The sequence below is a fragment of the Maridesulfovibrio spiralis (SeqCode) genome (assembly GCF_048571135.1).
Classification (GTDB): Bacteria; Desulfobacterota; Desulfovibrionia; order Desulfovibrionales; family Desulfovibrionaceae; genus Maridesulfovibrio; species Maridesulfovibrio spiralis.
Genome location: NZ_CP182344.1, coordinates 2,820,402 through 2,832,685 on the forward strand (window position 1 = coordinate 2,820,402; position 12,284 = coordinate 2,832,685).

Genomic DNA, 12,284 nt, shown 5'->3' on the forward strand with positions numbered 1-12,284 from the left:
AGAAGAGTAGCTTCCGCCGCCTGATTTTATTTTAATGAATTAGGGGCAGACGGATTCGGCAAATACGAAATTGCCGTTTTCGTCGATGCGTACGACTACTGCGCACTTGATGGGGTCACCCTGACTGTCAAATTTCATGGAACCTGTGATGCCTGCGAATTCCTTGATGTTGCTCAGAGCGTCACGGATAGCTTTGCGTTCAGCTTTGATATCGGAATTGTAGGAGCCTGCATCCTGAATGGCTTGCAGTACGAGACGTGCTGCGTCCCAGGTGAGGGCTGCAACATCGTCAGGCGTTTCGCCGTATTTGGCTTCGTAACGGTCGATGAATTCTTTGGTTGCGCCTTTCGCGCCTGCTGCTGCGTAGTGGGTGGAGAAGAACTGGCCTTTGCAGTCATCGCCGCAAAGCTTCATCAGTTCGGCTGAACCCCATGCGTCAGAACCCATGAAGGGGCCTTTGTAGCCGAGGTCGCGGGCCTGTTTAACGATAAGTGCAACCTGATTGTAGTTGTCGGGAACAAAAATGAAATCAGGTTTGGAGTTGATGATTTTGGTCAGCTGTGCAGAGAAGTCCTGGTCTTTGGTTCCGTGGGATTCGAAAGCCACGATGGATTTAGCACCGTTCTTCTTTTCAAATACTTCCTTGAAAATTTCTGCAAGACCTTTGGAGTAGTCATTGGAAATGTCGAAAAGAACTGCGGCGGTCTTGGCTTTAAACTGTTTGGTTGCGAAGTTTACAGCAACCGGACCCTGAAAAGGATCGAGGAAGGCTGCGCGGAAAACCCAAGGACGGTTTTTAGTAGTGTCCGGGTTTGTAGACCAGGGGGAAACCATGGGGGTTCGGTTGTCGTTACAGGTTCCACCAGCAGGAACTGCCTGCTTAGATGAGTTGGGGCCGATGATTGCTGCAACGCCGTCCTGTTCAATAAGTTTGAGGGCTACGTTAACAGCGGACTCGGCTTTCGATTCGTTGTCTTCATAAAAGAACTCAAGAGGAATTTTCTTGCCGCCGACTTCAAGTCCACCCTGTCCGTTAATGTCAGCAAGGAGCATTTCTGCAGCATTTTTGGAGGCTTCACCTACTTTGGGGATGTCTCCGGTGAGGGGGATGTTGAAACCGATCTTGATCTTTTCTTCTTTTTCAGAGCAGCCGCTGACAACAATCATAGCCAGCGCGAGAACCGCGAGGCCCAGCAGTGACCTTAGAATCAAATTTTTCATTCTTTACCTCCTGAGATGTTTATTAAGAATTCGAATTTTGGCATTAGGTGTTAAAAAATATCTCAAAAGGATGGTTTACAAAAGACATTTTTGCAAAAAAGGGTCTCTTTAAAAAAATAGTTATTTATTTAAGGTATTTGATTGTGATTTCATGAGCCGTGAATGATTGGCGATTTATGTATCGAATAATATGGAATATGTGTTGTTCGTCAGTAAAGTAATATAAAACAATATGTTGATAGAAATTTGAAGAGGCGAGCAGAAGGTGGTGGTCTATGTTAGAAGAGTGGTTGGGTGACTGTTCGGTATAAAAATGTAAAATGAGTAAAATTATGACATCGTGTTTGATTATCAAAAAAAATACCCCCTAAAATTTCGCTAAAAAGAATTTTTGAAAATTAAGAGTGCTTTGTTTAGCAGTAAAAAGAAATGTATTTGATCCATTCTAGCCGGTTTGTTTCTTGTTTTTGTGTTTTTAATCTTAATAAACAGTGGTTTGTGTGTATTCTTTGATTTGACGTTTTTTGAATGATTATCTAATCAATTGACTTCGAAATGCGAAAAAAGCCCCGGAAGAAGATCTTCCGGGGCTTGATTAAGTCATATTTATCTATTGATTAGAGCTTGAATCTGTCCATCATGACTTTGAGAGAACGGGCCTGCTGGTCGAGGTCCTTAACCGCTTCTTCCAACTGGCGGGAGCTGTCAAGGTTCTGCTCTCCAGCTTGCTTGATAGAGCCGAGTGCCACAGCAACCTGATCCAGTCCAGCCAGCTGTTCCTGACTGGAAGCTGCGATCTGGGCTGAAGATTGCGCAGACTGGTTGATGACAGTGCTGAGGTTGAGGATTGCTTCGCCTGTCTGTCCTGAGAGATTCGCACCTGTTTCAACAGCTTTACCACCCTGTTCGGTTATCATCACCGCAGAGCTGGTTGCCTTTTGGATATCCGCGAGAATTGACTGGATCTGGGCAACAGATTCCTTGGACTGATCAGATAGATTTCTGATCTCACGGGCAACGACTGTGAAACCACGTCCTTCGGCTCCGGCTTTGGAAGCTTCGATGGAAGCGTTCACTGCCAGAATGTTGGACTGATCGGCAAGATCGTTAACTACATAAATGATATCCCCGATGTGCTGGGATTGCTCGGACAGTTTGACGATGGACTGCGCGATGGTGTCCATCTGGGTGCGGATATCTTTCATACCGGAAGAGGCGTCATCAGCAGCTCTTCTGCCCTGTTGAGATGTCGAGACGGCCTTGCGGGCCACGTCTGCAACCTGTCTCGATTTCTCATTAGAGAGGTGGGCGGTCTGTTTGACTTCTTCTACGGTAGCGTTGGTTTCAGCTACTGCGCTGGCGGTTTCTGCCGCACTGGCGGTGAGTTCAGCTGAAGCTGCTGAGATCTGGCTCAAGGAGGAAGACAGAGTGCGCACGGTTTCGTGGATTTTCTGATTGTCCCCTTTCAGGTTTTCGATCATGACAGCCAGGGCTTTGCCGATAGTGTCGTTTTCCGAGCGGGCTTCAACATTAACAGTTAGATCGGAGTCGGCAACCCGCTCCATGGCTCCGGCCATTTTGTTGAGCGAGCTATTCATTTTATTGAATGCCCGGGCAAGTGAGCCGAGTTCATCTTTGCGTTCTGTCCCCTTGATTTCCTGCGTCATGTCACCTTCGGCAATGCGATAAGCCGCTTCCACTACTTTGCGCAGCGGCAGGGTTATATCTCGGCCGACAACCAATACTGCCGCTGTTCCGAGCAGGAATGCAATAATCCCGAAGATATATGTATTCAGTATTGCCCGGTCATTACGGGCCTGAAGGGTGGGGCCAAGTTCGTTCTGGTCGGCAATGATAGAAAGTTTTGCCTGCTCGATAAGTTTGCTCATCTGCGGGCCGATAACGTCAAGTTCGTTGTTGATAAGCTTGTCGCGGGTTTCAGTAAGGGTAATGATTTGCTTGAATGAATCCGTGTAGTCTTTTTCTGCTTCTTCGATTTCCTTGAGTAATTCCAGATTCCTGAATTTCAACAGGGGGGTGAGGTTGACCAGATGGTCATTGACCATTTCCATTTCCTTGGTAGCCTTGTCTTTGTGGGATACGAGGCTGTTGTCCAGATATTTTGTGTAATAAAGTCTGGCTAAAATCAGATGGCGTACACCCTTAGCGCAGTGAAACAGGGCTTCCGAGTTGTTTTTGGATTTGCCCAAGCTATCGATTATGCGCTCGAAATCCTGCTCCATAAGATCGCCGGTAGGGAGGATGACTGTGTTGAGTATCCGGTCCCGTTCCTGTTGCGCTTTAGCTACATCTGCGAAGGTTGCGTCATATTCCTTCAATAGATTGTCGATTTCACGGATAATCCTGTTGCGGTCGGTGGAATTTATTTCAGTCTCAGCTGTTGTTATAAGCGGAAAAATATTTTGCGTAGTTTCCTTGTACTGGCGGCTGTATTTATTGTCGCCGGTGATGATGTAATCTTTTACATATGTACGGCCTTGAAGAATTCCAGCCTGAATCTTACCGATCAGGTTCGAGTCATTTGCAAAGTAGCGGTAGTCAGTGAAGCCTGAAGATGATTTTTGCAGCGCCATCAAGGACTCAATGCTGACAATTCCAAAAAGGATAAATATTATACTAAAGCTACAGAATATTTTTTGTCCGACAGTGAACCGTTTCAGCATTGCACAAAAGTCCTTGGTTTTGTTTAATATTAATTAGAGGCAGTGCTTCAGATAAGAAGCACTGCCTGTATTATTTTTATCAGCTATTACGCCAGAGAATAGTAACTTGCAAGGTTCTGACGGGAGGCTTATCAGTCAGAGTAATTGGCATTGCAGAATTCAGTGCACCTGCCTTCAACTTTTTCCATTATCTCCATACATTCCTGCTGCAGCATGTTTCGGTCAATGTTGAGGCGCACACCTTCGCAGGCCTGCCGGCATTCTTTTGCTGATTTGTAAGGAGCAAGCATTGTTTCAGAATACTTGGCGCAAACACTGTCCTGATCGTTGCAGAATTCCGTACTGGAGAGCGAGCGGCAGTATACGTTGACGTCCTGCATGCTGGTGGGATGGCTAGAACATCCTCCCAGTGCAAGCACAATAAGCCCGGTAAAGATAACTTTTTTTAGCATTGAATCCTCCATTTATAAAATGTTTTTCATGGCCGCCAGAAACATGCGGTTTCGTGAATTGTTGCCGATGGAAACTGTGAACAGATCCGGAAGGCCGAATTCATCCAGCTTCAGGAGCTTAAAGCCGTGTTCCTGCATTCGGGTGTGCAGTTCTTTTGCTGCGATGGGGGCGCTGAACATTATGAAATTACTTTGGCTGGGGTATACGGTACAGCCCAGATCTTCCAATCCTTTCTGTACTCGTTCACGGCCCCTGATGATCAGGGCGATGGTGGAATAGTAGAATTCGTTATGGTTCAGTGCCGCAAGTCCTGCTTCCACATTCAGCGGGCTGATAGGATACGGAAGTCTTGATTCCTCAAATCGCTGTGCGCGTTCTTTATTCATAAGAGCATATCCGAGACGAACTCCTTTCAGGCCGAATGACCATGTAAAGCTGCGCAGGATTACAAGGTTGGGGATTTTATCCAGAAAACAGATCATGGAATAGTCATCTTCCGGCCATGCAAATTCAATATAGCGTTCATCAACGATCAGAAGGGTCCGTTTGGGGAGCAGGTTGGCCATGGTAGCCAGTTCTTCTGCTGGAAGACCGTACCCGGAGGGAACATCAGGGTTGCCGATTATTACAGCAGCGGTATTGTCGTTTGCGGTATTTACCAGCTGATCCAGCGGTGGTGAAAAGTTGCGTCCCCGGGGCAGACGCAGAAGTTCCGCACCGCAAAGTGCTGCAACACTGCTGTACTCCGGCAGTCCATGTTCGTAGCTTAGCACATGGTCAATGCCGGGAGTTGCGGATAGGCGCAGGGTCAAGTCCAGAATTTCAACTGCCCCGCCGGCTGTGAGTACGCATTCTTCAGGAACATCATGACGTTTTGCAAGACCGAATTTGAGGCTGTCGTCAGAGTTTATTTCCGATGCACAACAGTTGTTAGCCATGTTGATGATGGCATTTGATACTGCCTTGGAAATACCCAGCGGGTTTGAATTGCTGGCCAGATCAATGTCTTTCTTGATGCCGTAATTTTTGCGGAATGCGGTCGGGGTGAGGCGTTTACCGGGCTTTGCTTTTACTGCCGGTTTAAGTTCAGGCTCAGGCTCAGGCTCAGGCTCAGTTGCTGTCGGTTCAACCTGTGTTTCAGCTACAGGTTCCGGTTTGGGGGCGGGGTTCGGCTGTATTTGGGGAGCAGTTTCTACTTCTTTGGTCACCTGTGCTGCGCTGGGCTTTGCGTACATCTCAAGGGGCAGAGTGATGATACGGATGTCATAGTCATTGCTAAGTGTAGCGTTGCTGACGATTTCATTGAGTTTGTCAAAGGAGTCGATAATGATGTTGAGCAGGTCGTTGGTAAGTTCGACTTCGTTTTTGTAAATCTGATCAAGGACTTTGCCCAGCTTATCGGCAACCATGCTGATGCTGGTCAGTTCCAGCAGCGAGGCACTTTCTTTTAAGGAAACGAGTATTCCGTATACCTGCGCAACTGAGGCTGTGCAGGGGGATGTACTATTTTCCATTTTGATGAGTATATTTTCGATCTGGTCCAGCTTATCGAGTGCCTGTTCCACAAAATGTTGCAGGGCGATGTCTTCGTTTGAATCTGTAGTCATTTTTGTCCCCTTCAGTGGTTATGTATATGGGTTTTAAGAAAATTATTACCTTGGTTCGTGCTAGGTCTGTTTGATGTATTTGATAAAGTGATATACTGAATCCAGTAGTTTTTTATATTATTGAATCATGAAAATGGCAAAGGGTCTTGTAGAAAAATATGACCTAATGCGGTTGCTCTTTTGGCAACTCTGGTTAATATTAAAAATTAATGACCACCTGTTTGCAGAGATTCGGCTGATTTGTCCTAGATAAATCATAAGAAAAATCGATTTCAATAAGACGTTTTTAATTTAATGAGGTGTACTAATGGTTACTTTTTTCAGTGCCAACGAAGTGGCTGAGCTTGCCATGCGTATTGAGCAGAAAGGACAGGCTTTCTATCTTCTCGCTGCTGACGAAGCAAAAGACCCCGCTGCAAAAGAATTTTTTGAATTCTTTGCTGAAGAAGAATCCAGGCATGAGCTTTTCTTCCGCGATATGCGCGACCGTATCGGTGCTATCGAAATTCCCCCGGGAAGCGACTATGAAGAATATACTCAGTACGTTATGGCTCTTGTGGATTCTCATGATGTATTCAACTTCGATTACACTGAGGCATTCAAGGATGAAACTTTCAATTTTGAGCAGGCTGTTCGTGCAGCTATGCGTTTTGAAAAGGATACCATCCTGCTTTTTACCGAGCTGAAAAGAATGGTTCCTGATGCTGAACGCAAATTCGTTGAAGAATGTATTGACGAAGAACGCAAACACCTGCGCATGCTTGCTGAAAAGCTGAGCTAGTAGCTGGATAGATCTAAAAAAATAAGCCCCCGTGCAAATTTTGCCGGGGGCTTTTTTCTGGTCTGGTAATTATTTCTTTATTCCAAGAGCGGTGTTGATCAGGGAATCCGTGGTGGTTATGCCTTTTGAGTTGGCCTGAAAACCTCGCTGCGTCAGGATCATGGTGGCAAATTCTTCAGCCAGATCGACGTTTGAGGTCTCAAGACTGTTACTTACTACCGAGCCGAGACCCTGCTTCTTTGCGACACCCTGTACACCGTTTCCGGATTCCTGCGTCGCGGTGAAGTAGTTTGAACCTTCCCGTCGTAATCCGTATTCATTTTTAAAATTGTACAGATTCACCTGATAGAGATCACTGGTCTGTCCGTTGGAGAACAGAGCAGTCAGCACCCCATCTGAGTTGAAGGCGACATTCTGAAGGTAGCCCTCCCCGAATCCGTCCTGTGACTGGCTTATGGTTGAAGAAGATCCGAAGTAGTCAGTGGTTGCCAGCGCATTGATTCTGCCCTGATTCATTTCGGGCAGGGAGGATGCGTTGCTGCCGACGTCTGCTGCGGTCATTCCTGTGGTTGTCCAGGAATCTGTAGCGGAAGATATGCCCATATCAAGGGAAATTGTTTGCGCGGCAGCTGTCCCTGTCGCGCCGGAAAGAGTCACATCAAATGTCGGCTGCCCGTTACTGTTCAGGGCTGCCTGTTGCCAGTTATTGAGATCTTTCGCATCGGTTGCGCCTGCTGCGAGTGTGAAGGCACTCTGGTTAAGCAGGGTTCCATCACCGGAAAAGGTGAGGGTTCCGGCCATAACCAGTCCTGCGCCGGAACTTCCGGCCAGAGAGCCTGCGTCACTCTCAGGATCTACGGTTACAATGTATTCCCAGTGGCGCTTGTCTGATGAGTCTCCATCATTGACTACTTTATCGAAATATACGACCAGATCGTGCTTATTGCCCTTGTCATCATAAATCTGGATGGAGCTGTTGTACTCATATTTGTCGGCATTTAGCGGGGTGTCGCTTGAACCGTTCCATTCATTAAGCAGAGAAAAAAACGGGTTGTTTTCGTCCTGACTGTTGTCAATTGCTCCGGAGTCAAGGTTGGTACGGATAGATACGGAATCCGTGCCTTTCGGGTCTGACTTTACAACCTGGATAGTTTCCCCGCTGGGATTGGTTTCTTCCTTCATGGGCAGGGAAATATCACTGGATGTTGTCCCGATCACGCCGTCACTGTCTATTTTGTAGCCCTGCAGTCTGTTGTTGTGACTGTCTATAAGGTGTCCGTCTTTGTCGAAATGGAAATTACCAGCACGGGTGTAGTAGCTGCTCTGGCTTGCCGGGTCAGCAACACGGAAAAACCCCTGGCCGCCGATTGCGATGTCGGTACTGGAGCTTGAAGATTCAAAAGAGCCTTCCTTGAAATTCACTCGTGTGGCAGCAACCCTAGAACCAAGGCCTATTTGTCCGGCAGTATGCGCGCCGCCGTTAACTGTTCCGCCCTTTGCTTTTGCCGAGTTGTGGCTGGCGAGTGTTTCCAAAAAGGTGTCGCCGCTCTTGTAGGCAAGAGTGTTAACGTTGGCGAGGTTTGCACCGATCTGCTGCATCAGCACTCCGTGCGACTTTACGCCTGTTGCGGCTGTATACATTGAGCTGAAACCCATGAGAAAACTCCTTGAAAGGTGCGGCTCTTATGTTGACTCCGCCTGCACCTGTTTAAACCTTCGACCGGAATAAAAATCCGGTTACCGGTATTAAAGCAAAGTGCGTGCCTAAAGTTTGTATTAAGTTATATCAAGGGTTTAAAAGATCTGTTTGGCTGGTAGGAGGAAAAAAAGTCCTTCTTTATGAAGATTAAGAAGGACTGTGTGTGCAGTTATGCGGGCGGAGGGGGCTTTTTTGAATCAGAGGACGGTTTTTTTGTTCAGGTGTTTCTTTAGTTTTAAAGCCGGTTTTGATTCGGGATTGATAGTAAGGCACTTATCCGCATATCCCAGAGATTCTTTTTTCTTGCCGTCTTCATAGAGGCAGCGGGCAATATTAAAGTACAGATTCTCATCGTTGTCGGTTAAACCGAGCGCTCTGGAATAAAATTTTACAGCAGCATCAAACATCCGGTTTTTGCGTAGGGAAATACCGAAATCATTGAAAAGGTGTTTGTGTTGTTTTTCAAAGGTTGCATCAAGCATGATCAGCCGTTCAAAAACGTCGGTGGCTTTCTCCGCTTCATTGCGGTCAAGGTAGCAAAGACCGATGCCGAAATTGGCACGGATATTCTCTTCGTCTATTTTTAAAGCCTTGCCGTATTCCATCTCAGCTGTGAAAGTATTACCCTGCTGCCGTTGGCGGTCCGCTTTGGCAAGTGTTTTGTTGAGTTGCTGGATAGCGGGAAAAACAGTGGAAGTATAAAGCTCTACTTCCGGAGTGAAAGATTCAAGCAGTTCGTCTTTACTTATAACCTGCTCTTCGCCGGAGGGGACATCATTTTCATTGAGCACCCGCAAACCGATTTCCCCATTGTCTCTTTCTTCCGCGAAATACAGGAATGACTGGATAACTTTTCGTTTGGTTGTTCCAGTCCCGATTTCCTGCACCAGCTTGGTGGAAAAAGTGCCCTTGATCTTAGGCATGGGGTTTTTGTTTACGCTCATGATCTGTGCCGTTTTTTATATGAATGATAGATTCTTTAAGCTGTGACTTACATATGTCGCCTGTGCATATAGCACAGATGTGTATGATGCTCAATTTCAAATAATGGTAAATGAAGCCGGGTAATATTGTAATTACCCGGCTTCATTATTTAATATCTATATTATTTGTTTGGCTCTAGAGAATATAACGTGACAGGTCCCTGTCTTCTATTACGTCCTGCAGTTGTTCCTGAACATATACCTTATCAATAACAATGGAGTCACCTGAGCGGTCGGGAGCTTCGAAAGAGAGGTCGGAGAGGATCTTTTCCATGATGGTGTAGAGTCTTCTAGCTCCGATATTTTCAGTTTCATCGTTGAATTTTTGAGCGTTGAAGGCCACTTCTTCAAGTGCTTCGCGGCTGAAATCAATAGTCAGTTTTTCAGTTTCAAGCAGCGCTTTGTACTGAACGGTCAGTGCGTTTTGAGGTTCGGTCAGGATGCGGTAGAAGTCGTCCTTATCGAGGGAGGTCAGTTCAACACGCAGAGGGAAACGGCCCTGAAGTTCGGGAATCAGGTCCGAGGGCTTGGCGTAGCTGAATGCGCCGGCGGAAATGAACAGGATATGGTCGGTCTTAACCATGCCGTACTTAGTGTTGACGACACAGCCTTCCACCACGGGCAGGAGGTCACGTTGTACGCCTTCACGGGACACGTTGGCAGAACCTCCGCCTTCCTGATTCCCGGCGATCTTGTCGATTTCGTCGAGGAAAAGTATACCGCCCTGTTCAACTCGTTCGCGTGCCAGTTCGGCAACGTTGTCCATGTCGATCAGCTTATCTGATTCCTGCTGGATGAGGATATCGTAAGCTTCGCGGATTTTGACTTTGCGGGTCTTCTTTTTGCCGGGAAACATTTTGCTGACCATGTCGTTGACCTGCATGCCCATATCTTCCATGCCGGGCATGGACATGATTTCCACGCCTCCGCCCTGAACGGTCACTTCAATCTCAACTTCACGTTCATCGAGCTTGCCTTCGCGCCACATTTTACGGAATTTTTCGCGGGTGGAGGACTGGTCTGCTGCGGGTTTTGCTTCCTGCTCTGCTGGTTCATCAGCATTGAAGAATCCCATGCCGGGCTGCTTGGGTTTGGAGGAGGGCAGCAGGATGTCCAGCAGGGCATCTTCAGCGTGCTTTTCGGCTTTGACTTTAACCTTCTCCATCTCTTCCTTGCGCACAAGGTTGATGCCGATTTCCATCAGGTCGCGGACCATGGATTCAACATCACGGCCAACATAACCAACTTCGGTAAATTTGGTGGCTTCGACCTTGAAGAATGGACATCCGGCGAGCTTTGCCAGACGGCGGGCTATCTCAGTTTTACCCACCCCGGTGGGGCCCATCATGATGATATTCTTGGGTGCTATTTCGTCGCGCAGTTCCGGCGGAAGCTGCTGTCTGCGCCAGCGGTTACGCATGGCAATTGCGACCATTCTTTTGGCATCTGACTGGCCGATAATGAATTTATCAAGTTCGGAAACAATTTCTCTGGGGGTAAGATTGCTCATTTTTATGACTCGCGACTTTTATTTTTCAAGGGTTTTGAGAACGAAATGGTCGTTGGTGTAAACGCAAATTTCGCTGGCGATTTCCATTGATTTCTTGGCAATATCAGCGGCCGGCATTTCTGTGTTGCGCATGAGCGCACGCGCAGCGGAAAGGGCATAGGAGCCGCCGGAACCGATGGCAGCAACGCCGTCGTCAGGCTCGATGACATCACCGTTACCGCTGATGATAAGGATGTGCTCGGCATCGGCGACCATGATCATCGCTTCCAGCTTGCGTAGGAATTTATCTGTGCGCCAGTCAGTAGCCATCTCAACGGCGGAGCGCACAAGGTTGCCGGAGTAGGTTTTAAGTTTTTTTTCAAAGCGTTCAAAAAGGGTGAAGGCATCAGCGGTCGCACCAGCGAACCCGGCGATGACCTGATCATTGTAAAGGGTACGGACTTTGACTGCGGAGTGTTTCATCACCACAGCCTGACCCATTGTGACCTGACCGTCGCCGATCATGGCAGTGCCTTTGTCGTCCTTTACGGCCAGAATGGTTGTTCCTCTCATTTCCATTTTCATCTCCTAGATTCTATTCAATATGATGCGCTGGTAGCTGTTGCGCTGCGCGCTTATGGTCAATTTGATTTCGCCTCCGTGTTCCCTTCGGGGAGCGAAATTTTGAGTTACCAGAACATAATACCTGTGGGGTAGTTGGCAAGGGGGGAGGGAGAGGTTGCATAAAATATTAATTTTGATCCATTAAATGAGCTTTTTGCCATTACAATAAAAGTTATTTAGTGAATAGTGTTGTGCCTCTTGATATTATATTTGTGGAGTTAAGATGAATATAGCAAAAGAATTGTGGGTTTCTTTCAAAAATATATATGGCCCTGTTTTGACTTTTGGTGGTATTGCCATTTCATGGGGTGCTTGGGGGTATTCTGCAAATACAGAGGTTTCTGTTAAATTTATTGTTCCTTTGTTTCTTTTAGTTTTTATTGTTTTATTTACAGTTTTTAATGCATATTTAAGTAGTGCTTATCCATGATAAGCCCTAAAGTGGTATATGCTCAGACTAGCACTATAAGAGATAAAGAAAAAACGATAATTTTAACAGAGTCTTCCCAGTTTTTCTCAGCAAGGTCAATTGTCTCTATTTATTATAAAAAAGAAAAGTTAGAAGTCCTTGTGTGTGTCGGTATTGTTGAAACTATTCAATCTGACGGGAGAATACAAATTTCTCTTTCAGATAGTGTTAAAGGATATGAAGATATTTATAGTTCTATTGGTGGAGCAAATAAGGATGTTTTAGAGAAACTTCTTATTAAACCAACATTGCCAGAACAATATATGAATTAAGT

The 12,284-nt window shown here is 46.5% G+C and carries 11 protein-coding genes; 3 read left to right on the forward strand and 8 right to left on the reverse strand.

Annotated features, from left to right (window positions below; genetic code table 11):
• Positions 1–39: 39 nt before the first annotated feature.
• From ACNI29_RS12675 to ACNI29_RS12690, 4 genes are all read right to left on the reverse strand, one after another.
• Positions 40–1,221 (reverse strand): ABC transporter substrate-binding protein, encoded by a 1,182-nt coding sequence (locus ACNI29_RS12675; protein ID WP_419778738.1) that lies wholly within the window; start codon positions 1,219–1,221, stop codon positions 40–42.
• A gap of 617 nt (positions 1,222–1,838) precedes the next feature.
• Complete coding sequence (locus ACNI29_RS12680; RefSeq protein ID WP_419778739.1) at positions 1,839–3,815, reverse strand: methyl-accepting chemotaxis protein; 1,977 nt, start codon at positions 3,813–3,815, stop codon at positions 1,839–1,841.
• 221 nt (positions 3,816–4,036) lie between these two features.
• Positions 4,037–4,357 (reverse strand): hypothetical protein, encoded by a 321-nt coding sequence (locus ACNI29_RS12685; RefSeq protein WP_419778740.1) that lies wholly within the window; start codon positions 4,355–4,357, stop codon positions 4,037–4,039.
• A gap of 12 nt (positions 4,358–4,369) precedes the next feature.
• On the reverse strand, positions 4,370–5,965 hold the full coding sequence (locus ACNI29_RS12690; protein WP_419778741.1) for an aminotransferase class I/II-fold pyridoxal phosphate-dependent enzyme: 1,596 nt from the start codon (positions 5,963–5,965) through the stop codon (positions 4,370–4,372).
• 307 nt (positions 5,966–6,272) lie between these two features.
• Here ACNI29_RS12690 and ACNI29_RS12695 point away from each other — a divergent pair, with 307 nt between their 5' ends.
• On the forward strand, positions 6,273–6,746 hold the full coding sequence (locus ACNI29_RS12695; RefSeq protein ID WP_419778742.1) for a ferritin-like domain-containing protein: 474 nt from the start codon (positions 6,273–6,275) through the stop codon (positions 6,744–6,746).
• A 69-nt stretch (positions 6,747–6,815) separates the two neighbouring features.
• Here the strand turns inward: ACNI29_RS12695 and ACNI29_RS12700 are convergent, their stop codons facing one another.
• The 4 genes from ACNI29_RS12700 to hslV all read right to left on the reverse strand — a co-directional run bounded on the left by ACNI29_RS12700 (position 6,816) and on the right by hslV (position 11,496).
• Complete coding sequence (locus ACNI29_RS12700; protein WP_419778743.1) at positions 6,816–8,402, reverse strand: flagellar hook protein FlgE; 1,587 nt, start codon at positions 8,400–8,402, stop codon at positions 6,816–6,818.
• 240 nt (positions 8,403–8,642) lie between these two features.
• Positions 8,643–9,389, reverse strand: coding sequence for a hypothetical protein (locus tag ACNI29_RS12705; protein ID WP_419778744.1), 747 nt, complete (start codon positions 9,387–9,389; stop codon positions 8,643–8,645).
• 175 nt (positions 9,390–9,564) lie between these two features.
• The gene (gene hslU / locus ACNI29_RS12710) at positions 9,565–10,938 is read right to left on the reverse strand and encodes an ATP-dependent protease ATPase subunit HslU (protein ID WP_419778745.1); all 1,374 of its coding nucleotides are present in this window, start codon (positions 10,936–10,938) and stop codon (positions 9,565–9,567) included.
• A gap of 18 nt (positions 10,939–10,956) precedes the next feature.
• Positions 10,957–11,496, reverse strand: coding sequence for an ATP-dependent protease subunit HslV (gene hslV / locus ACNI29_RS12715; RefSeq protein ID WP_419778746.1), 540 nt, complete (start codon positions 11,494–11,496; stop codon positions 10,957–10,959).
• A gap of 268 nt (positions 11,497–11,764) precedes the next feature.
• Here hslV and ACNI29_RS12720 point away from each other — a divergent pair, with 268 nt between their 5' ends.
• The gene (locus ACNI29_RS12720) at positions 11,765–11,971 is read left to right on the forward strand and encodes a hypothetical protein (RefSeq protein ID WP_419778747.1); all 207 of its coding nucleotides are present in this window, start codon (positions 11,765–11,767) and stop codon (positions 11,969–11,971) included.
• Entirely contained in the window at positions 11,968–12,282 is a 315-nt protein-coding gene (locus ACNI29_RS12725; protein WP_419778748.1) for a hypothetical protein, read from the forward strand. The genes ACNI29_RS12720 and ACNI29_RS12725 overlap by 4 nt, the downstream gene beginning before the upstream one ends.
• Positions 12,283–12,284 lie beyond the last annotated feature (2 nt).